Below are 21038 nucleotides of genomic sequence, written 5' to 3'. Positions count from 1 at the left end.
AGTATGGAACGTATTATTTGTCTTGTTATCGGTTATGTATGCGGGCTTTTTCAGACAGGCTATATTATTGGAAAAGTCCACAAGACAGATATCAGAGATCATGGCAGCGGGAATGCGGGTACTACGAATGCCTTCCGGACCTTTGGAAAGAAAGCGGGAGCGATCACCCTGCTGGGAGACTGCCTGAAGTGTGTACTGGCTATTGTGATCGTGAGAATGGTTTATGGAAATTCCATGAATGGTATCCTTCCGCTTCTTACCCTTTATGCAGCATTGGGATGTATCCTCGGCCACAATTTTCCGATTTCTATGGAATTTCGCGGTGGAAAGGGAATTGCTGCTTCTGTGGGTATGATCATTGCTTTTGACTGGCGGATATTTATTGTATGTGCAGTTGTCTTTTTTGCACTGTTCTTTACAACTCATTATGTATCGCTTTGCTCTCTCAGTGCATATGCGGTGGCTTTTATCCTGGTCCTGGTTTTTGGACATATGGGAAAATATGGGATGGATCAGGCGCATACTGTTGAGCTTTATATCGTGATGGCAGTTCTTACAGCAATGGCGTTCTACAGACACAGGGCAAACATTGTAAGACTGTTTCATGGAACAGAGAATAAGGTGTTTTTAAGCAGTAAGAATAAAAAATAAGAGGTAAGATTTATGGCAAAAATCAGCGTACTGGGTTCGGGGAGCTGGGGATTAGCCCTGGCACTCCTGTTGCATAATAATGGCCATGAAGTCCTTCTTTGGTCAGCAAGACCGGAGAATGCCCGGAAACTCCGGGAAAAAAGAGAAAATCCTGACAGGCTTCCGGGGGTGCGGCTTCCGGATGAAATCGATGTCCTGACAGATCTGGAGCGTGCGCTTAAGGATGTGGATGTAACAGTTCTGGCAGTAGCTTCCCCGTATATCCGGAGTACTGCACACAAGATGGCATCGTTTGTATGCAGGGACCAGAAGATCGTCAATGTTGCAAAAGGTATTGAGGAAAAGACACTGAAAACACTCAGCGAGGTGATTGAAGAAGAAATCCCGCAGGGTAATGTAGCTGTACTTTCCGGTCCAAGCCATGCGGAAGAAGTAGGACGCGGACTTCCTACAACCTGTGTGATCAGCGCACATACACAGGAAACTGCGGAATACCTTCAGAGCATTTTTATGAGCCCTGTGTTCCGCGTGTATACAACACCGGATATCCTTGGGGTGGAACTTGGCGGAGCACTGAAAAATGTGATCGCACTGGCAGCAGGTACTGCCGACGGCCTTGGATATGGAGATAATACCAAGGCGGCACTGATCACCAGGGGAATCACGGAAATAGGAAGACTTGGTAAAAAAATGGGGGCGCAGATGGAAACCTTTTACGGCCTGTCCGGGATCGGCGACCTGATCGTGACTTGTGCAAGTAAGCATAGCCGTAATCGAAAGGCCGGATATCTGATCGGCCAGGGATATACGATGGAAGAAGCTATGAAAGAAGTGCAGATGGTTGTGGAAGGTGTTTATTCTGCAAGAGCTGCAAGAGAGCTTGCGGAGAAATATGAGGTGGAGATGCCTATCATAACGGAAGTGAACCGCGTACTGTTTGAAGGAAAATCAGCAGCGGAAGCAGTAATGGACCTGATGCTGCGTGATAAAAAAGTGGAAACGCCCATGCTCCCGTGGGAAAATGCGTGAGCGGATCAGTTAAATATTTCCGGGTTTCAGATATGTGAAATGCTAAGCTGGGAATAACAGGATCGCCGTATCAACTGAAAAGAAAAAATAAAAAGATATCTGCCAGAAGATCACTTATGCTCTGACAGATATCTTTTTTGCATTATTATGGAAATTAAAACTGAATATCACGGAGATCTTCTGGAACATGAGAAGTATGCAGATCTTCGTTCAGTGTATCGATGATCGCCATATCTTCATCCTCGATATTGAAGTCAAAGATGTTTCCATTGCTGCGGATTCGTTCCGGGTTGATGGATTTCGGAATGACAGAAATTCCCTTCTGTATTGCCCAGCGAAGCCCGATCTGTGCAGGAGTCCTGGCATATTTGGTCCCCAGAACACACATTACATCATTATCAAAATATGCACCTCTTGCCAGAGGAGCATAAGCCTGTACCTGAATACCGAAAGCCTTGCAATATTCGATCAGTTCAGCAGGGTAACACAAAGGATGGCACTCGATCTGGTTTACAGCAGGAATAACCCCGGATATCTTACGAAGCTCTTCCAGATGCCGGATATCAAAATTACTGACGCCGATACTTAAAGCACGTCCAGATTCCAGAATGGATTCCAGCTCTTTCCAGGTGCTCAAATAGCAGCCGGGAACCGGCCAGTGTATCAGATAGAGATCTACATAACTGACTTTCAGACGGTCGAGACTACGGGAAAAAGCTCCCTGGACATCGCCGAGACGCTGCGCATTGTTCCAGATTTTGCTGGTGATGAAAAGATCTTTTCTGGGAACTCCGCATTTGGCAATGGCACGTCCAACGCTTTCTTCATTTTTATAAACAGAAGCGGTATCGATCATGCGGTAGCCGGCGGAAATAGCAGAAGTGACTGCTGCTTCGGCCTGTACGTCATCGGGCAACTTGTATACGCCAAGCCCCAGAAGAGGCATTTCTCTGTCGTTGTTCAGAAAAACAGTTTCTTTCAAAATAATTCCTCCTTGTATGTTCTGCTTTCCATGCTTTTGCTATTATAGCACAAAAATATGAAAGAATCACATCAATTATATTACAAAAGTGATAAAGCTTAGAGTTGGACAGACGCGCAGACTGGGTAATAAGTTGTGGTTTGAAGAGACTAACTTCGTTAAAAATGAAACAATCGAGTTAATTTACTGTCAAAGTTTTTGGAAAAATAGGAAAAACAGCATATAATTTTGGCTATATTTTATAATTATTTTCTTGATAATAACAGTGAAAAGATGTATAATAAATTTAATTGATAAATTCTTGTCATGAGAGTGTCCGCCCGGCGGATACAGGAAAGGGGTATTTATGCATTTAATCAAAGATGAGAATGGCAATCTTGTTCAGCATGGACATGCAGACAGCCATGAACATACACATGAGCACACCCATGAGGACGGTGTGACTCACAGCCATACACACAGCCATGCGGAAGGAGATAACCATTGTCATACACACGGTGATGGACACTGCGGTTCCTGCGAGAGCGGTGACTGCAAGAATGAGACTGTAGCACTTCTTACCTACATGCTGCAGCATAACGAGCATCATGCCGCAGAACTTGATCAGATGGCTGACAATCTTAAGAAGCTTAACATGGATGCAGCTGCGAAGACGATCAAAGAGGCAGTTGCAGATTTTCAGAAAGGCAATATGAGACTTGGACTTGCCCTTACACTTGTTAAGGAAGAGTTGAAATAAAAACCGACAGAATAGTTTTGACAGCATAGTGGTTAAATGATGCCACTTATTTGGAGGAATGATTATGTGTCTTGCAACAGTATATAAGGAAGAAGATAATTCTGTGATCTTTAAGAATGTAAGCCGGATCGATGTGGACGGAAATAAATTGATCCTTCGAGATATCATGGGAGATGAGCGCGTGGTAGAAGGCAGTATCCTTATGGTGGATCTTGCAAACAGCATCGTGAAACTGCAGTGTGACTGATACAAATACGTGGAGGACGATCAATGAAATTATCTGAAGCAATGAGAGAAAAAATGCTGCTTTCCTTTGAACTTTTTCCGCCAAAGACAGAAAAAGGTATGGCAAACCTGCCGGGAACCATTGAACATCTCATGAAGTATAGACCGGAGTATATTTCCTGTACATACGGTGCCGGCGGCGGAAATGTCGGTGCCAACAGGGAAGTATGCCAGATGATCAGGAATGCAGGAACTGTTCCTGTAACACACTTCACAGTGATCAAGAACACAAAAGAAGGAATCAGACAGCAGTTGGAACAGTATCTGGCAGATGGCGTTGACCATATGCTGGCACTTCGCGGAGATATTCCACTTGGTGAGACAACAACCTGTGGAGACTTCAATTATGCGACAGACCTTGTTAAATTTGTCCGTGATGAATTTGACGATAAGTTCGAGATCGCAGTAGCCGGTTCACCGGAAGGCCATATCGCATGCAGAAGCTTGGATGCTGATATTGCTGTTTTGAGACAGAAACAGGACAATGGTGCTGATTATATCATGACCCAGCTCTGCTGGGATATGGAACAGTTTAAATACTGGTTGGACGCTATCCGCGAGGCTGGAGTGACAATGCCTGTAGATGTTGGTGTAATGCCAATCCTGGATCAGGCAGCTACCATTAATATGGCTCTTTCACGTAATGGCTGTGTAATGGACAGTGAGCTTTGCAGGCTGATCTCCAGAAACTGGCTGTTCCCGAATCCGTTTAACGCTAAAGATGCTGATGGTAAACCATTTGACATGTTCTATGAGGACAAGGTTAAACGATTCAAAGAAGAAGGAATCGAATACACCATCAGACAGATCGATGAGTATCGCGCTCTTGGTGTTGACGGTATCCATCTTTATGCATTAAACAAATGGAAAGATGTATCCGAGATCATTGACAGATCCGGACTTCGTACACTTATCTAACCATCAACGAAATAAATAAGAATTCCGGCACGATGCGGAGGTGCCAGAACAGTATCAGGCACCTCCCTTATGCGCCGGCATAACAGATATAAAATCAGGAGGTGCCCGTTTTATGGCACATGTTATTGCAGTCGCAGGAAAAGGCGGCGTTGGAAAAACTACATTATGCGGAATGCTGATCCAGTATCTCTGCGAAAAGAAAAAAGGACCTGTACTGGCGGTAGATGCAGATGCCAATTCAAATCTGAACGAGGTTCTTGGTGTAGAAGTAGATACGACTCTTGGCGATGTCCGTGAGGAGATCGCACATGCTGAGATGACAGAGAAAAGTCCGATCCCCAAAGGAATGTCCAAGGCAGATTATGCAGAGGTACGTTTTGAGGATGCTCTTGCAGAGGAAGATGATTATGATCTTCTTGTGATGGGAAGAACCCAGGGAAAAGGCTGCTATTGCTTTGTAAATGGTCTGCTTCAGGCACAGCTTGCCAAATACCAGAAAAATTATCCGTATATTGTTGTGGATAACGAAGCTGGAATGGAACATATCAGCAGAGGAATTCTTCCGAGCATGGAGACAGCAATTCTTGTAAGTGACTGCTCCAGAAGAGGCGTTCAGGCAGTTGGCAGGATCGCAGAACTTATTAAGGAATGCGATATGAAGCCTTCCAGAGTAGGTCTTATTATCAATCGCGCGCCAAAAGCAGAACTGAATTCAGGAATCCTTGAGGAAATCCGGAATCAGGGACTCGATCTGATCGGTGTGGTGCCACAGGATGAGGCAGTTTATGAATATGACTGCGATGGTAAACCAACCGTTACTCTTCCTGAGGATAATCCGATGAGAAAAGCAGCTTTTGAAATTTTTGATAAATTAGGTTTATAACGAAATATAAACCTTTTTTTAAAAAAGAAAATAACCCATGGGTGGGGATGGGTTCCTGCCCTGGGCTTATTATAAAAAGAAAAATAAAAATAGATGTGCTATTAAAGGAGGTCTATAATGAGTGAATTCAAATTAACTACAGTGGAGGAATTTGAAGCCGCTACAGCCCGTCTTCTCGAGACAGGTGCAAAGGTAGGAGCAGATGCATGGCAGATCCGTGCAAAGAACCAGACTCCGCACTGTAAATTCGGTGAGCAGGGTATCTGCTGCCGTATCTGTGCAATGGGACCGTGTCGTATTACACCGAAGGCTCCAAGAGGAATCTGCGGATGTGATGCTCATGGTATCGTAGGAAGAAACTTCCTTAAATTTACAGCCGGTGGTGCAGCTACTCACTCCGATCATGGTCGTGAGATTTGCCATACACTGTACTGTGCAAAAGAGGGCGGAAATTATCAGGTAAAAGATCCTGAGAAACTGCTTCGCATCGCTAAAGAGTGGGGCGTGGAAACAGAAGGCAAGGATATCTATGATCTGGCTCATGAGATGGCTGAGATCGGTCTTATGGAATATGGTAAACCGTTCGGATATCAGAGATTCCTTGACAGAATGCCTGCAGGACAGAAAGAAAAACTGATTGAGAACGAAATCGCACCACGTGCTATCGACCGTGAGGTTGCAAGCTCCCTGCATATGTCTCATATGGGATGTTCATCTCTTCCGGAAGCACTTGTAAAACAGTCTATTCGCTGCGGTATGGCTGATGGATGGGGCGGTTCCATGATGGGAACAGAGTTCTCTGATGTATTATTCGGAACTCCGAAGCCACTTGATACAGAGGCTAACCTTGGAGTAATGGTTGAAGAGAACGTAAACATTGTTGTACACGGACATGATCCGAGTCTTTCTGAGATGATCTGTGAGTATGCAGACAGCAAAGAAATGATCGATTATGCAAAATCTGTAGGAGCAAAAGGAATCACCGTTTCCGGTGTGTGCTGTACTTCTAACGAGGTAGCTATGCGTCGTGGTGTTCCGATGGCTGGTAACTTCCTGCAGCAGGAGAACGTAGTACTGACAGGTGCCTGCGAGGCGATCGTAGTTGATGTTCAGTGTATCTTCCCTGCATTAGGACCTCTGAGCAAATGTTTCCATACTAAATTTGTTACAACTTCTCCGATCGCTCAGATGCCGGATTCTGAATTTATCAGATTCAACGCTGAGACAGCAGGAGAAAATGCAAAAGCAATCGTTAAGATGGCTATCGATAACTTCAAGAACAGAAAACCTGAGCTTGTACATATCCCGCAGCTGAAACAGAAAGCTACTGTTGGTTACTCAGTAGAAGCAATCGTCAAAGTTCTTGATGGTGTTACAAACTCTCAGGTTGACGTAACAGGAACAACCAAACCATTACTTGAGTGCATCACTTCCGGTGTTATCCGTGGTGCTGTTGCTATGGTTGGATGTAACAATCCTAAGATCCGTCCTGACTATGCACATATCGAACTGATGAAGAAGTGTATCGCAAATGATATCATTATCATCGCTTCCGGATGTTCCGCACAGGCAGCTGCTAAAGCTGGTCTGATGGACAAATCCGCAAGAGATCTCTGCGGTGCAGGTCTGAAACGTGTCTGTGAGCTGGCTGATATCCCACCAGTACTTCATATGGGATCCTGCGTAGATATCTCCCGTATGATGATCCTGGCTGCTGAACTTGCAAAAGATGCAGGACTTCAGATCAATCAGCTTCCTGTAGTAGGATGTGCTCCTGAGTGGATGTCTGAAAAAGCTGTATCCATCGGTAACTACGTAGTTGGTACTGGTATTGATACATTCCTTGGCGTTGATCCATATGTTTCCGGTTCTTCAGAAATGTGCGAGCTTCTTACAGAGGGAACAAGAAAATGGACAGGTGCTGCTTACACAGTAGAGACAGACATCGAGAAATTAGTTGATCTTATGATCGAGAGAATTGAAGAGAAGAGAACAGCATTAGGAATCTAATCCGTTGCGATCTTTAAAATGTTATAAAAGGTGGAAGACGTAAAATGAAAATAGCAGTAACCGGTAAAGGCGGAGTAGGAAAGACAACTTTCGCAGCAACACTTGCAAGACTATACGCAGATGAGGGAAAAAAAGTCCTTGCGGCGGATGTGGATCCGGATGCGAACCTGGGTCTTGCCCTTGGATTTGACGAGGAAACCTTGGACTCTATTGTTCCAATCTCAAAAATGCGTAAGCTCATAGAAGAACGCACCGGAGCCAACAGCCAGAATCAGTTTTATAAACTGAACCCAAAGGTAGACGATATTCCGGATACTTATGGAAAAACCTGTAATGGCGTAAAGCTGCTTGTCCTTGGAACTGTGGAAACAGGTGGAGGCGGATGCGTCTGTCCTGAACATGTGATGCTTAAAAGAGTGATCAATAACCTTGTGATCCACAGAGATGATGTGGTGATCATGGATATGGAGGCCGGCCTGGAACATCTGGGCCGGGGCACCACGGAGAGCATGGATGAATTTATTGTAGTGCTCGAACCAGGGGCAAGAAGTGTACAGACATATAAGAATGTTAAACGTCTTGCAAAGGATCTGGGAGTTTCTCAGGTTAAGGTCGTGGCCAATAAGGTAAGAAATCCGGAGGATGAGGAATTTATCCGGAGTAAGATCCCGGCAGAGGATCTGCTTGGAATGATCCACTACAATACAGAAGTTATAGATGCTGATCGTCAGGGAAAATCTCCCTACGATTTCAGTGAAACTGTAACAGCTGAAATCAGAAAAATCAAAGACAAAATTGATCAGAATTCAATTCTGTAAAAATAGGAGGTATTACAGTGACTTTATTTGATAGAGTATTCGGCGGAAACGATGCTGTATATGGTTTAACAGAGGGTGCTATTGACGGCGCGATCGCTCAGTATGGCGAAGACAAAGCTGTCAGCTTCCCGAATACCGCTTACAGCCTTCCTTGCTACTATGCTGTAACAGGAACAAAAGTTACAACATTAAAAGAATTAAAAGAAGCTCTTGGCGTTGTAAAAACACTTATGACAAGAGAGAAAAGACTGAACGATGCATTCATGTCCGGTGTTGCTACAGCACTCTGCGCAGAGTTCATCGAGGTTCTGAAATATATCGACGGAGCAACTCCTTACGAAGAGCCATGCTATGGACATCTTGGTGATGCTGTTATCCGTGAGCTCGGTGTACCGCTTGTAACAGGCGATATCCCAGGTGTTGCTGTTATCCTTGGTGCTGCTCCTACTACAGAAGAGGGTGTTGCTCTTGTAAAGAGCTATCAGGCACAGGGTATCCTGGTAACACTTGTTGGCGGAATCATTGATCAGGTTGCAGAAGCCGGAATGAAGACAGGTGCCAACGTTCGTGTTATTCCTCTTGGAAAAGATGTTACATCTGTTGTTCATGTAGTTTCCGTTGCGATCCGTGCAGCTCTGATCTTCGGTAACGTAACACCTGGAGATGCAGGAACACTTATGAAATACACAATGGATCGTGTACCGGCATTTGTTAACGCATTCAAACCTCTGGATGATGTGATCGTAGCATGCGGTGCAGGCGCTATCGCACTTGGATTCCCGGTTGTTACAAATGAGACAGAGAATATCTTCCGTGTACCGAAGAGCCTTATCGTTCAGGAGGACGTAAGCAAATTTAACGCTACTTCTCTTGAGGCGCGTGATATTAAGATCAAGATCACAAATATTGATATTCCGGTTGCTTTCGCATCTGCATTCGAGGGTGAGATCATCCGTCGTAAAGATATGCAGGTTGAGTTCGATGGCTCCCGTGTAGACTGTGCAGAGCTTGTACAGACCTGTGATGCTTCTGAGATCGAGGATCACAAGATCACAGTAATCGGACCTGAAGTAGATGAGATGGAATTCGGCAGCAAGAACAGCATTGCATATGTTGTTAAAGTTGCAGGTAAGAATATGCAGTCTGACTTTGAGCCGGTTATCGAGCGTAAATTCCACAACTACATCAACTGTATCGAGGGTGTATACCATACAGGACAGCGTGATATGCAGCGTATCCGTATCAGCATTGATGCATTTAATGCAGGCTTCAGAATCAAACATATCGGTGAGGTTCTTTATGCATCTGTTAAGAATGAGTTCGATGCGGTTGTTGATAAATGTGAGGTTGTTATCTATACAGATCCTGCTGAGTGTACAAGAATCCGTCATGAGGTTGCAATTCCGATCTTTGACAAACGTGATGAGCGTCTTGATACTCTGACAGATGAGTCTGTTGACGTATATTACAGCTGTATCCTTTGCCAGGCATTCGCACCAAGCCACGTATGTGTAGTAACACCTGAGAGACTTGGTCTTTGCGGTGCGGTTTCATGGCTGGATGCAAAAGCTACACATCAGCTTGACCCAGCTGGTCCTTGCCAGATCATCACAAAAGAGCGTCCGATCGATGAGAATCTTGGTTCTTATGAGGACGTTGATGAGGCAGTTCAGAAATTCTCCCAGGGTGCTCTGGAGCACGTTACACTGTACTCCATCATGCAGGATCCGATGACTTCCTGCGGATGCTTCGAGTGTATCTGTGGTATCGAGCCATTCTCCAACGGTGTTGTTATTGCTAACCGTGAGTATGCAGGCATGACACCACTTGGAATGACATTCCCTGAGATGGCATCCATGACAGGTGGTGGAGTTCAGACACCTGGATTCATGGGACATGGTAAACATTTCATTTCCTCCAAGAAGTTCATGAAGGCTGAGGGCGGTATCGAGCGTATCGTATGGATGCCGAAAGAACTGAAAGAATTCGTAGCTGACAGACTTAATAAGACTGCAAAAGAGCTTTACGGAATCGATAACTTTACAGACATGATCGGTGATGAGACGATCGCAGAAGATCCGGAGACACTGGTTGCATTCCTTACAGAAAAAGGACATCCGGCTCTCGGACTTGATCCGATGATGTAATTTATCAGGGAGAAAGGATGTGCGGACATCCTTTCTCCTGCAAACTGTTAAAAAGTTTGTTGATTTTTTAACAGAAATATAGTGCTGCATCTTGCCAATAACTGGTGCTATGTAGTATAATATAAGAAGCTCTGTAGTTTTTTAATTATTATTTTTAAGGAGGCTAACGAAAAATGCCGTTTAATCAGAAACCACAAAAGTTCAATGCAAAGATTAATGCTGTCACAATCGGAAGCGGAGATAAGACTGTGACAATTGGTGGGGATTGTACATTCCCATTTTATTCCTTTGACGCAGAGTCAGAGAACTGCCCGAAGATCGGTGTAGAGATCTCTGATATGGGTCTTGAGGGCGTATCTGAAGGTATCAAAGCTTACTATGAAGGCGCTACTACAATGGCTGACATTGCTAAGAAAGCTGCAGCTATGGAGGGTGCTGACTTTGTTGCACTTATTCTTGAGGGCGGCGACCCGAACGGTGTTAACAAATCTATCGATGAGCTGATCGCAGTTGTTAAAGAAGTTGCAGATGCAGTTGACTGTCCACTGGTTGTAGAGGGCTGCAAGAATGTTGAGAAGGATGCAGAGCTCCTTCCGAAGGTTGCAGAGGCTCTTCAGGGCAGAAATGCACTGATCCTTTCCGAGAAAGAGGAGAACTACAAAGCGATCGGTGCAGCAGCAGGTCTTGCTTACAATCAGATCGTAGGCGCTGAGTCTGCCGTTGATATCAACCTTGCTAAACAGCTTAACGTTGTTACTACACAGCTTGGTGTAGATGCTAAGAAGATCGTTATGAATATCGGTAGTGCAGCAGTTGGTTATGGATATGAGTACGTAGTATCTACTATGGACCGTATCAAAGGTGCCGCTTTAGGCCAGAATGATAACATGCTGCAGATGCCTATTATTACACCTGTATCCGCTGAGACATGGAATGTTAAAGAGGCAATGGCTTCTGAAGCAGACATGCCGGCATGGGGACCACAGGACGAGCGTGGAATCGACATGGAAGTTGAGACAGCAGCAGCTGATCTTGCAGCTGGTTCTGATGCAGTTATCTTAAGACATCCGGAATCTGTTAAGACAATTTCCAAGCTGATCAAAGCACTTGCGTAATAAATAGGAGGATAAAGAGCTATGGCACTGAATGGTATTCAGATCTTTAAATTAACACCAAAGAAAAACTGTAAGGAATGTGGATGCCCTACATGTATGGCTTTCTCTATGAAAGTTGCACAGGGCGCTATGAAAATTGAGCAGTGTCCTCATATGTCCGAGGATGCATTAGCATCTCTTTCTGAGGCAACTGCACCGCCAATGAAAACTATCAAGATCGGAACAGGCGATGGAGAGTTTACACTTGGTGGAGAGACTGTTCTTTTCAGACATGAGAAGACATTTGTAAGCAAAACAAGATATGCCGTATCACTTTGCACATGCATGAGTGATGAAGAAGTAGAAGCAAAACTTGCAGAGATCCCACACGTTGACTATGATCGTATCGGTGAGAGAATGCATGTAGAGCTTGTGTATGTAAACTGCGATGAGAATGCAGATGCTGCAAAATTTACAGCACTTGTAGAGAAGGCTAAAGGTCTTGGAAGAACACTGATCCTTGGCTGTACAGATCCTGAGATCGCAAAAGCTGCCCTTGAAGTATGTAAGGACGGCAAACCGGTTCTTAACGGAGCAAACGCTTCCAACTACGAGGCAATGAGCAAGGTTGCTACAGATGCAGGCGTAGTTCTCGGTGTATCCGGTAAGGACATCAATGAGTTATATGATACTACAGCAGCTATTGAGAAACTTGGCAACAAGAATCTTGTACTTGATACAACAGGAGCTGACATCAAAGAGACCTTTGCAAATACTGTACAGGTTCGTCGTGCAGCTCTTAAGAATCAGGACAGAACATTTGGTTATCCTTCTATCGTTAACCTTGTTAAACTTGCGAAGGGTGACAAACATTTACAGGCAGCACTTGCTTCCATGTTTACTATGAAATATGGTTCTATCATCGTTATGGAGCAGATGACATATGCAGAGGCACTTCCGCTGTTCGGTCTTCGTCAGAACGTATTTACAGACCCGCAGAAGCCAATGAAGGTAGAACCGGGCATTTATCCTCTGAACGGAGCAGACGAGAATTCTCTCGTTGTAACAACAGTAGACTTTGCTCTTACATATTTCGTAGTATCTGGCGAGCTGGAGCGTTCCGGTGTTCCGCTTAACCTGGTGATCAATGATGCAGGCGGACTTTCCGTACTTACATCCTGGGCAGCAGGTAAATTCTCCGGAAACAGCATCTCCGAGTATATCAAAGAGAATGTTGAGCCGAAGGTTAAATGCAGAAGACTGGTTATTCCTGGTAAAGTAGCAGTTCTTAAGGGCGATCTTGAGGCTAAGCTTCCTGGATGGGAGATCATCGTAGGACCAAGAGAAGCAGTACAGCTTGTGAAATTCTTAAAAGACCTTGATGCATAAACTTAAGGTTTAAGAAATCAGCTGTCCGGCAATATCGCCGGCAGTTATAAACGGCTGTGCAGGTTTGCTACACAGCCATATCCTACTAATATGTAAAGGAGAACACGAGTATGGCAAAATTTGTAACAATTGGGGAGAGACTTTCAACAACAGCACCGGCAGTAAATAAAGCATTTACTGAGAGAGATCCTGAGCCGATCATCAAAAGAGCAAAACAGCAGCTTGATGCAGGCGCTACATATCTTGACGTAAATATCGGACCTGCTGAGAACGATGGCGAGGACCTTATGAAATGGGCAGTACAGCTCCTTCAGTCTGAGTTTGACAATGTTCCGCTTGCTCTGGATACTACAAACCAGAAAGCTATTGAGGCTGGTATTTCCGTATACAACAGAAGCAAAGGTAAACCGATCGTAAACTCTGCAGATGCTGGAGACAGAATTTCCAATATCGACCTTGCAGCAGCTAACGATGCGATCTGTATCGCACTTTGCTCTTCCGGTATGGTTGCATCAGACAATGACGAGCGTATGATGCACTGCCAGAACATGCTTGAGAGAGGTCTTGGCCTTGGTATGGAAGCAGAGGATCTCTGGTTTGATCCGCTTTTCCTTGTTGTAAAAGGAATGCAGGACAAACAGATGGAAGTTCTTGAGGCAATCAAGATGTTCTCCGAGATGGGTCTGAACTCCACTGGCGGTCTTTCCAACAACAGTAACGGTATGCCAAAACATATCCGTCCGATCATGGACTCTGCTCTTGTAGCTATGGCTATGATGAATGGTCTTACATCTGCAATCGTTAACCCTAACGACCTTCGTCTTATGGAGACAATCAAATCCTGTGACGTATTCAAGGGTAACACACTTTACGCAGATTCTTACCTTGAGATCTAATTTGGCGTGTGAACAAAACAGGAGCGCTGTTTCAGAGGCTGGGGGCTTCGGCCTTCAGCCTCTTTTTTACTAATATAGTTTAGTCTAACTCCCAACGCCACAGGTGGAAGACGAATAACTTTTACGAGGCGAGAAAGGTGGTTGCCGAATGTTTAAGGTGACTTTTGCTTTTGAAAATGGCAGTACGGTAGAAGCATTTGCCAATGCGGGGGATAATTTACTGGAGGTTGCTCGTAGTGCCAATGTGGCTATCGATGCACCATGTTCCGGAAACGGAGCCTGTGGAAAATGTCGGGTACAGTTAAAAAGCGGAGAACTGGACTCAAAGAAAACTCTTCATATTTCGGATGAAGAATATGGCGCAGGCTGGCGTCTGGCCTGTATGAGCAAGATCAGTGCAGATGTGGAGGTTCTTGTTCCGGATATTGCATCCGCATATAAGAGCCGAATGAAAGTGGCTGATTTGAGCTCAAAAGAAGAAATCGCTATTTTTGAAAATGCCAAGCATGAAGTTGAGATGGCTGGCATAGAACTTACAAACAGTCTTGATGTTGTGGAACTTCAGATGGATATTCCATCACTGGATGATACCATGCCGGATAATGAAAGACTGACCCGTGCACTTCAGAAGTTTATGAACCTGAAGCGTGTCAGAATTCCGTATGCGGTGCTTAAGAAGCTTCCAGATGTACTTCGTGAGAGTAAATTTTCTGTGAAGTGCGTGGTTCGTACAGCACCAAATGACATGTATGTTTATGATATTTTTGACAGTAAGAAAGATGTTGTGATCGGTGGTCTTGCTGTAGATATCGGTACCACAACCGTTTCGGCAGTCCTGATCAATATGGAAACAGGAGAGATCCTGGCCAAGAGTTCTTCCGGAAACGGACAGATCCGTTTTGGTGCGGATGTTATCAACCGTATCATCGAATCTCAGAAACCTGGCGGAAAGAAGAAACTTCAGGACGCGGTGATCAAAGAGACCATTAACCCGATGATCCATGAGATGTGCAGAAGCATTCATTTCCCGGAGAAACAGATCTACCGGATGTGTGTTGCTTCTAATACAACCATGAATCATCTGTTTGCAGGGATCAATGCGGATCCGCTTCGTATGGAACCGTATATTCCTACGTTTTTCAAAACAAATTCCTTGTTTGCATCGGATGTGGGAATTGAGATCAATCCGGATGCACATATTATCATGGCTCCGAATATCGGAAGCTATGTAGGTGGAGATATCACTGCCGGTACACTGGTAAGTATGATCTGGAACAGACCGGAATTTTCTCTGTTTATCGACCTTGGTACTAACGGAGAGCTTGTATTCGGTAATTCCGATTTTATGATGAGCTGTGCATGTTCCGCAGGTCCTGCCTTTGAGGGTGGAGATATCAGCTGTGGTATGCGTGCTACAGACGGTGCTATTGAGGCATGTACCATTGATAAAGAAACTATGGAGCCGACATATAAGGTTGTAGGTGAACCTGGAACCAAACCGGTAGGACTTTGCGGTTCCGGTATCATTGATGTGATCAGTGAACTTTTTATGACAGGAATCATCAATCCGAAGGGAAAATTTGTCCGTGAAGGCAAAAGAATCCGTCACGATCATTATGGTATGGGAAGCTATGTGATCGCGTTTGAAGAGGAAGCCGGTTCTGCCAAGGATGTTGAGATCACAGAAGTAGATATTGATAACTTTATTCGTGCCAAAGGCGCTATTTTCTCAGCAATCCGTACCATGTTGAATTCTCTTGACTTCGATGTTTCCATGATCGACGATGTATATGTTGCCGGTGGAATCGGAAGCGGAATCAATATGGCCAATGCAGTGCATATCGGAATGTTCCCGGATATTCCTCTTGAGAAGTTCCATTACATTGGAAACTCTTCTCTTACAGGTGCTTATCTGATGCTTCATTCCACATCAGCAGAGAAGAAAACCTATGAACTGGCTTCCAATATGACTTACCTGGAGCTTTCTACAGTTCCTACCTATATGGATGAGTTTGTAGGTGCATGCTTTATTCCGCATACGGACACAAATCTGTTTCCGTCTGTTATGGAAGAACAGCAGAAGAGATAAAGCAGACTAAAACAGCAGAGGTAAAACATGGCTTTTAGTATAAATGACTTGAATTATGAAAAAGACAGCAAAGAAAGAATGCCTTGGGAGCATTATACAGAGGAGTTCGCTAAGGCAGACCCGGCAGAAATTGCCGGACGTCTTTCGCTTCCTTATGACGAAGAGAAGAAAGAACTGACTCTGAAATTCCTGGGAAGCGTTTATTATATTTCCTGGCCGGATTTTCAGATAACTCATGAGGAAGATGATGCGGGATTTTATCCTCTTGAGGAAATGCATTATGCAAAGATCCTAGCTATCCGTTTTCTGCTGAACGGGAATGTATCTCAGGGAAGCGGAAGGTTTAAAACATACAGGGAAATGCCCTGGGGAGAGGTTTATCTCCGTCAGTTTGATGGCAGGTGCATCAAACGCCTGGCTTTCACATACGGAAACAGACTTAAGGATTTCAAGGAGATCATGGAACACATCCATGCGGTTCCCGTGGATCATGGAGATATTGCATACCAGGTGGAGATCTTTCCGGGATATGTAGTTCAGATGATCCTCTGGGAGGGCGATGATGAGTTCCCGCCGTCTTCGCAGATCTTGTTTTCCGATAATTTTCCGGTTTCCTTTGCGGCTGAGGATATGGCCGTTATGGGAGACGTTATCATTGGGTCTTTAAAGGCATTTCTGAAATGTCTTTAAAAATGAAAAATAGTTAAGAACAGGATGGGACCTGTTTTTATAGAAATGCAGTTTTAAGGGATTAAAAACTGTAAAAATACCTAAAGGGAGGTAACATTATGGGATTCAAAAGTGACATCGAAATTGCACAGGAGTGCGAAATGCTTCCAATTACACAGATTGCAGAGAAGGCAGGTATTGATGACAAATATCTGGAGCAGTACGGTAAGTACAAAGCAAAAATTGATTACAATCTGTTAAAAGAGAGTGACAAGAAAGATGGTAAGCTGATCCTCGTAACAGCTATCAACCCGACACCTGCAGGAGAGGGAAAAACAACAACAACCGTTGGTCTTGCAGATGCAATGCAGAAAATGGGCAAAAAAGTAATGGTAGCTCTTCGTGAGCCATCCCTCGGACCGGTATTCGGTGTAAAAGGTGGTGCAGCAGGCGGCGGTTATGCACAGGTAGTTCCGATGGAGGATATCAACCTTCACTTTACCGGTGACTTCCATGCGATCGGTGCGGCAAACAACCTTCTTGCAGCAATGATCGACAACCATATCTTCCAGGGCAATGACCTGAACATTGACCCGAGAAAGATCACATGGAGACGTTGCGTGGACATGAACGACCGTCAGCTTCGTAATGTAGTAGATGGTCTTGGCGGAAGAACAAACGGTATGCCTCGTGAAGACGGATACGACATCACAGTTGCATCTGAGATCATGGCAGTTCTTTGCCTCGCAAGTGACATCAAAGACCTGAAAGAGAGACTTTCCAGAATCATCATCGGATATACCTATGGTAAAGTTTCCGAGCAGAAACCGGTAACAGCTGGTGATCTTCATGCAGAGGGTGCTATGACAGCACTTCTGAAAGATGCCCTGAAACCAAACCTTGTACAGACACTGGAGCATGTTCCTGCAATCGTACACGGCGGACCATTCGCAAACATCGCTCATGGATGTAACTCCGTAACAGCTACAAAGATGGCTATGAAACTTGCAGATTATGCTATCACAGAGGCTGGATTCGGTGCTGACCTTGGTGCAGAGAAATTCCTTGACATCAAGTGTCGTATGGCAGGCCTTCATCCAAGCGCAGTTGTTATCGTAGCTACTGTTCGTGCACTGAAATACAACGGTGGTGTTCCGAAGGCAGATCTGAACAACGAGAACCTTGAGGCTCTTGAGAAAGGTCTTCCAAACCTTCTGAAACATGTAAGCAATATCAAGAATGTATACAAACTTCCATGTGTAGTTGCTATCAATGCATTCCCGACCGATACCAAGGCAGAGCTTGACCTGGTTGAGGCAAAATGTAAAGAGCTTGGCGTTAACGTTGCACTTTCCGAGGTATGGGCAAAAGGCGGCGAAGGCGGCATGAAGCTTGCTGAGGAAGTAATCCGTCTTGTTGAGGAGCCGAATGACTTCACATATGCTTATGAGCTTGAGGGATCCATCGAGGATAAACTGAATAACATCGTACAGAAAGTTTACGGTGGTAAGAAAGTTGTTCTTACAGCAAATGCTCAGAAACAGGCAAAACAGCTGGAAACACTTGGATTTGGCAACTGCCCGATCTGTGTTGCTAAGACACAGTACAGTCTGACTGATGATCAGACAAAACTTGGTGCACCGACAGACTTTGAGGTAACAGTACGTAACCTGAAGATTTCCGCAGGTGCAGGATTCATCGTTGCTCTGACAGGTGAGATCATGACTATGCCAGGTCTCCCGAAAGTTCCGGCAGCAACCAAGATCGATGTAGATGAGACAGGTAAGATCACAGGTCTCTTCTAATCGGAACATAAGATCAAAAACAACCGGAGGGGGCTTTTTATAAAGCCCCCAATGGGCTCTAAAGAGTGCTAAAATAAGAATATAAGGAGGAGAGTCCTATGGGATTTTCTACCAGTACATGTACTGAATTTGTCGAGGTATTAAGCTCCAAGGCACCGGTTCCAGGCGGCGGCGGTGCATCTGCCCTTGTAGCTGCTGTTGGTACAGCTCTTGGAAATATGGTTGGAAGCCTTACTGTCGGTAAGAAAAAATATGCAGATGTAGAAGATGAAATGTGGGAGCTGAAAAAGAAATGTGATCAGCTTCAGAAAGATTTCCTTCATCTGATCGAGAGAGATGCGGAAGTTTTTGAGCCTCTTTCCAAGGCTTACGGAATGCCGAGAGAGACAGAAGAAGAGAAGGCTGAGAAGGCTCGAGTAATGGAAGCTGCCCTCAAGGAAGCATGCTCTGTTCCTATGGAGATCATGGAGAAATGCTGCGAGGCTATTGAACTTATCGTTGAGTTCGGAGCAAAAGGTTCTAAGCTTGCAATCAGTGATGCTGGTGTAGGTGCTGCATTCTGCAAAGCAGCTCTTAAGGGAGCAAGCCTGAATGTGTACATTAACACAAAATCTATGGCTGACCGTGCGTATGCAGAGGAATTAAACAAAAAAGCAGACGCTATGCTTGAGAAATATACAAAGATCGCAGACGAGACATTTGACAGTGTTCTCGGAAGACTGAAATAGGAGGAACCAGACAAATGGCAAAGCAGTTATTAGGTAAAGAAGTAACAGCGGCTCTCAATGAAAAGATCAAAGCGAACGTTGCAGAGCTTCAGGCAAAAGGTGTAGATCCTACACTTTGCATTATCCGTGTTGGTGAGAATCCAAGCGATATTTCCTATGAGAGAGGTGCTACAAAGCGCTGTGAGACTCTTGGTGTTGCATGTGAGAAAATCCTTCTTCCGGAGGATGTTTCCCAGGATGAGCTTCTTGCAACCATCGATAAAGTAAACAAAGATGACAAGATCCATGGAGTTCTTCTGTTCCGTCCGCTTCCGAAACATCTGGATCAGGCAGTGATCGAGAATGCTCTTGCAGCAGAAAAAGACGTTGACTGTATGACAGATCTTTCCATGTCCGGTGTATTCACAGGCAAAAAGATCGGATTCCCGCCATGTACACCACAGGCATGCATGGAGATCCTGGATCATTACGGAATCGACTGCACAGGCAAAAAAGCTGTTGTGATCGGAAGAAGCCTTGTAGTTGGTAAACCAGCTGCAATGATGCTTGTTAAGAAAAATGCGACAGTTACTATCTGCCACACAAGAACCGTTGATATGCCATCCGTTGCAAAAGAGGCTGACATTGTTATCGTTGCAGCTGGCCGTGCTGGTGTTGTTGGTGCTGATTATGTCAGAGAGGGACAGACAATCATCGATGTTGGTATCAATGTAAACGCTGAGGGTAAACTTTGCGGTGATGTTGATTATGCGGCAGTTGAGCCGATCGTTGATGCGATTACACCGGTTCCTGGTGGAGTTGGAAGTGTTACAACTTCTGTTCTTGTAGGTCATGTAGTTGAAGCTGCAATGAGAAAAGCGCAGTAATAAAGGATTGATTATTTATATATGTACAGATTCCGAAATCGTTTTTGTTTACGGATGATGGTGCTTGCAGGCGTTCTGGTGTTCGGAACGCCTGCAGGTGTTTTGGCAGAGGATGTGGATCATTCCATGGAGGGGCAGATCTCGAAGCCGCAGTCATCCGGAGAGAATAATGCAGATGGTTTTGTGGATGATTCCACAGATAATACTTATGGATATTATACGATCATGGGGTGTACCACAGTGGATGTGGAGGATATGGTGGCGCAGTATGAGGCGCAGAATGTGGAGTATCCTTCGGATATCCTGACAGAGGGTGGTGCACCGGATATTGATACGTTTTGCACGATTGTGATAGAGGAAGCGGATGCAGAGGGTGTCCGTGGGGAAGTTGTTTATGAGCAGGCCATGCTTGAGACCGGATGGCTCCAGTTTGGCGGGGATGCCAGCGCGGGGCAGTTTAATTTTTCCGGGCTTGGAACTACAGGTGGAGGCGTTGCCGGAAATTCTTTTCCGGATGTAAGGACCGGGATCCGGGCGCAGGTGCAGCATCTGAAGGCTTATGCTTCTTCGGAGGAGCTGAACCAGGCTTGTGTGGATAATCGGTTCCAGTATGTTTCCCGTGAGAGTGCGCCTTATGTGGAGTGGCTTGGGATCCAGGAGAATCCTTATGGTGGCGGATGGGCCGCCGGGAGAAGTTATGGATATAAGCTTAGGAGTCTTCTGGCGGAGTTGAAGGGGGAGGAGTATACCTGGCCGGAGAGTACGGAGACGGTGGAGAAGTAGTGGTGGTGGCGAACGGGACGGTAGTGGCGAACGGGACGGCCCGGAAGGGAGTGCGGTACTGTCCGCGGCCGGGCTTCGTCGGCGGCTGGATCTAAGGCGCCGGGATTCTGCTAAAACCATTTTCCAAAAGCCAGAACTCGCGGCTTTTTGCCGCTCAGACAGCTGGCTTTTGAAAAATAACGCAGAAGTCCCGCCGCCTAAGATCCAGCACACCTCCTGCAGAGTCGTCCGCAGACAGTACCGCACTCCCTTCCGGG

At 45.2% G+C, this 21038-nt stretch carries 19 protein-coding genes; 18 read left to right on the top strand and 1 reads right to left on the bottom strand.

The window, feature by feature from the left end; genetic code table 11:
• Positions 1–3 precede the first annotated feature (3 nt).
• On the top strand, positions 4–651 hold the full coding sequence (plsY, locus tag NE671_RS03335; RefSeq protein ID WP_015525308.1) for a glycerol-3-phosphate 1-O-acyltransferase PlsY: 648 nt from the start codon (positions 4–6) through the stop codon (positions 649–651).
• Between the two features lie 12 nt (positions 652–663).
• Positions 664–1680: an NAD(P)H-dependent glycerol-3-phosphate dehydrogenase gene (locus NE671_RS03330; RefSeq protein WP_059085933.1), complete on the top strand. Its 1017-nt coding sequence runs from the start codon at positions 664–666 to the stop codon at positions 1678–1680.
• Positions 1681–1834: 154 nt separating this feature from the next.
• On the opposite strand, the gene NE671_RS03325 is transcribed toward NE671_RS03330, so the two are convergent.
• Positions 1835–2662, bottom strand: coding sequence for an aldo/keto reductase (locus NE671_RS03325; RefSeq protein WP_022426672.1), 828 nt, complete (start codon positions 2660–2662; stop codon positions 1835–1837).
• Between the two features lie 346 nt (positions 2663–3008).
• On the opposite strand from NE671_RS03325, the gene NE671_RS03320 reads away from it, so the two are divergent.
• The 16 genes from NE671_RS03320 to NE671_RS03245 all read left to right on the top strand — a co-directional run bounded on the left by NE671_RS03320 (position 3009) and on the right by NE671_RS03245 (position 20781).
• Entirely contained in the window at positions 3009–3401 is a 393-nt protein-coding gene (locus NE671_RS03320; RefSeq protein ID WP_015525305.1) for a hypothetical protein, read from the top strand.
• 64 nt (positions 3402–3465) lie between these two features.
• Positions 3466–3648: a CooT family nickel-binding protein gene (locus NE671_RS03315; protein WP_021975843.1), complete on the top strand. Its 183-nt coding sequence runs from the start codon at positions 3466–3468 to the stop codon at positions 3646–3648.
• A gap of 23 nt (positions 3649–3671) precedes the next feature.
• The gene (locus tag NE671_RS03310) at positions 3672–4604 is read left to right on the top strand and encodes a methylenetetrahydrofolate reductase (protein WP_173740317.1); all 933 of its coding nucleotides are present in this window, start codon (positions 3672–3674) and stop codon (positions 4602–4604) included.
• Between the two features lie 112 nt (positions 4605–4716).
• Positions 4717–5487 carry an ATP-binding protein gene (locus NE671_RS03305; protein ID WP_021975845.1) on the top strand — a complete coding sequence of 257 codons (771 nt, stop codon included), beginning with the start codon at positions 4717–4719 and terminating at the stop codon, positions 5485–5487.
• Positions 5488–5604: 117 nt separating this feature from the next.
• Complete coding sequence (gene cooS / locus NE671_RS03300) at positions 5605–7497, top strand: anaerobic carbon-monoxide dehydrogenase catalytic subunit (RefSeq protein WP_021975846.1); 1893 nt, start codon at positions 5605–5607, stop codon at positions 7495–7497.
• Between the two features lie 44 nt (positions 7498–7541).
• Complete coding sequence (locus NE671_RS03295) at positions 7542–8315, top strand: ATP-binding protein (RefSeq protein WP_256163674.1); 774 nt, start codon at positions 7542–7544, stop codon at positions 8313–8315.
• 17 nt (positions 8316–8332) lie between these two features.
• The gene (acsB, locus tag NE671_RS03290) at positions 8333–10462 is read left to right on the top strand and encodes an acetyl-CoA decarbonylase/synthase complex subunit alpha/beta (protein ID WP_092072021.1); all 2130 of its coding nucleotides are present in this window, start codon (positions 8333–8335) and stop codon (positions 10460–10462) included.
• A gap of 173 nt (positions 10463–10635) precedes the next feature.
• Positions 10636–11577: an acetyl-CoA decarbonylase/synthase complex subunit delta gene (gene acsD / locus NE671_RS03285; RefSeq protein WP_015525297.1), complete on the top strand. Its 942-nt coding sequence runs from the start codon at positions 10636–10638 to the stop codon at positions 11575–11577.
• Positions 11578–11598: 21 nt separating this feature from the next.
• Complete coding sequence (gene acsC / locus NE671_RS03280; protein ID WP_015525296.1) at positions 11599–12945, top strand: acetyl-CoA decarbonylase/synthase complex subunit gamma; 1347 nt, start codon at positions 11599–11601, stop codon at positions 12943–12945.
• Between the two features lie 110 nt (positions 12946–13055).
• Complete coding sequence (acsE, locus tag NE671_RS03275) at positions 13056–13841, top strand: carbon monoxide dehydrogenase/acetyl-CoA synthase methytransferase subunit (RefSeq protein ID WP_015525295.1); 786 nt, start codon at positions 13056–13058, stop codon at positions 13839–13841.
• A gap of 148 nt (positions 13842–13989) precedes the next feature.
• Complete coding sequence (acsV, locus tag NE671_RS03270) at positions 13990–15930, top strand: corrinoid activation/regeneration protein AcsV (protein WP_015525294.1); 1941 nt, start codon at positions 13990–13992, stop codon at positions 15928–15930.
• Between the two features lie 27 nt (positions 15931–15957).
• Positions 15958–16620: a DUF3786 domain-containing protein gene (locus NE671_RS03265; RefSeq protein WP_021650185.1), complete on the top strand. Its 663-nt coding sequence runs from the start codon at positions 15958–15960 to the stop codon at positions 16618–16620.
• Between the two features lie 98 nt (positions 16621–16718).
• Positions 16719–18404, top strand: a complete 1686-nt coding sequence (locus NE671_RS03260) for a formate--tetrahydrofolate ligase (RefSeq protein WP_138277590.1) — start codon at positions 16719–16721, stop codon at positions 18402–18404.
• Positions 18405–18502: 98 nt separating this feature from the next.
• Complete coding sequence (locus NE671_RS03255; protein ID WP_021651423.1) at positions 18503–19132, top strand: cyclodeaminase/cyclohydrolase family protein; 630 nt, start codon at positions 18503–18505, stop codon at positions 19130–19132.
• 14 nt (positions 19133–19146) lie between these two features.
• Positions 19147–19998 carry a bifunctional 5,10-methylenetetrahydrofolate dehydrogenase/5,10-methenyltetrahydrofolate cyclohydrolase gene (locus NE671_RS03250; RefSeq protein WP_015525289.1) on the top strand — a complete coding sequence of 284 codons (852 nt, stop codon included), beginning with the start codon at positions 19147–19149 and terminating at the stop codon, positions 19996–19998.
• A gap of 21 nt (positions 19999–20019) precedes the next feature.
• On the top strand, positions 20020–20781 hold the full coding sequence (locus NE671_RS03245) for a glucosaminidase domain-containing protein (protein WP_330608672.1): 762 nt from the start codon (positions 20020–20022) through the stop codon (positions 20779–20781).
• Positions 20782–21038 lie beyond the last annotated feature (257 nt).

Origin of the sequence: Blautia sp. DFI.9.10 (assembly GCF_024461705.1) — a bacterium.
GTDB classification, from domain to species: domain Bacteria; phylum Bacillota; class Clostridia; order Lachnospirales; family Lachnospiraceae; genus Blautia_A; species Blautia_A fusiformis.
Note: the sequence above shows the minus strand (reverse complement) of the source record. Positions and strands in the feature narration are given on the sequence as shown.

Bases quoted from the DNA above. Each gene is read 5' to 3' on its own strand.
- NE671_RS03330 (WP_059085933.1), top strand. From the start codon at position 664: ATGGCAAAAATCAGCGTACTGGGTTCGGGGAGCTGGGGATTAGCCCTG.
- NE671_RS03265 (WP_021650185.1), top strand. From the start codon at position 15,958: ATGGCTTTTAGTATAAATGACTTGAATTATGAAAAAGACAGCAAAGAA.
- NE671_RS03305 (WP_021975845.1), top strand. From the start codon at position 4,717: ATGGCACATGTTATTGCAGTCGCAGGAAAAGGCGGCGTTGGAAAAACT.
- cooS (WP_021975846.1), top strand. From the start codon at position 5,605: ATGAGTGAATTCAAATTAACTACAGTGGAGGAATTTGAAGCCGCTACA.
- plsY (WP_015525308.1), top strand. From the start codon at position 4: ATGGAACGTATTATTTGTCTTGTTATCGGTTATGTATGCGGGCTTTTT.
- acsC (WP_015525296.1), top strand. From the start codon at position 11,599: ATGGCACTGAATGGTATTCAGATCTTTAAATTAACACCAAAGAAAAAC.
- NE671_RS03315 (WP_021975843.1), top strand. From the start codon at position 3,466: ATGTGTCTTGCAACAGTATATAAGGAAGAAGATAATTCTGTGATCTTT.
- NE671_RS03250 (WP_015525289.1), top strand. From the start codon at position 19,147: ATGGCAAAGCAGTTATTAGGTAAAGAAGTAACAGCGGCTCTCAATGAA.
- NE671_RS03255 (WP_021651423.1), top strand. From the start codon at position 18,503: ATGGGATTTTCTACCAGTACATGTACTGAATTTGTCGAGGTATTAAGC.
- acsE (WP_015525295.1), top strand. From the start codon at position 13,056: ATGGCAAAATTTGTAACAATTGGGGAGAGACTTTCAACAACAGCACCG.
- NE671_RS03245 (WP_330608672.1), top strand. From the start codon at position 20,020: ATGTACAGATTCCGAAATCGTTTTTGTTTACGGATGATGGTGCTTGCA.
- NE671_RS03260 (WP_138277590.1), top strand. From the start codon at position 16,719: ATGGGATTCAAAAGTGACATCGAAATTGCACAGGAGTGCGAAATGCTT.
- acsD (WP_015525297.1), top strand. From the start codon at position 10,636: ATGCCGTTTAATCAGAAACCACAAAAGTTCAATGCAAAGATTAATGCT.
- NE671_RS03320 (WP_015525305.1), top strand. From the start codon at position 3,009: ATGCATTTAATCAAAGATGAGAATGGCAATCTTGTTCAGCATGGACAT.
- acsV (WP_015525294.1), top strand. From the start codon at position 13,990: ATGTTTAAGGTGACTTTTGCTTTTGAAAATGGCAGTACGGTAGAAGCA.
- NE671_RS03310 (WP_173740317.1), top strand. From the start codon at position 3,672: ATGAAATTATCTGAAGCAATGAGAGAAAAAATGCTGCTTTCCTTTGAA.
- NE671_RS03295 (WP_256163674.1), top strand. From the start codon at position 7,542: ATGAAAATAGCAGTAACCGGTAAAGGCGGAGTAGGAAAGACAACTTTC.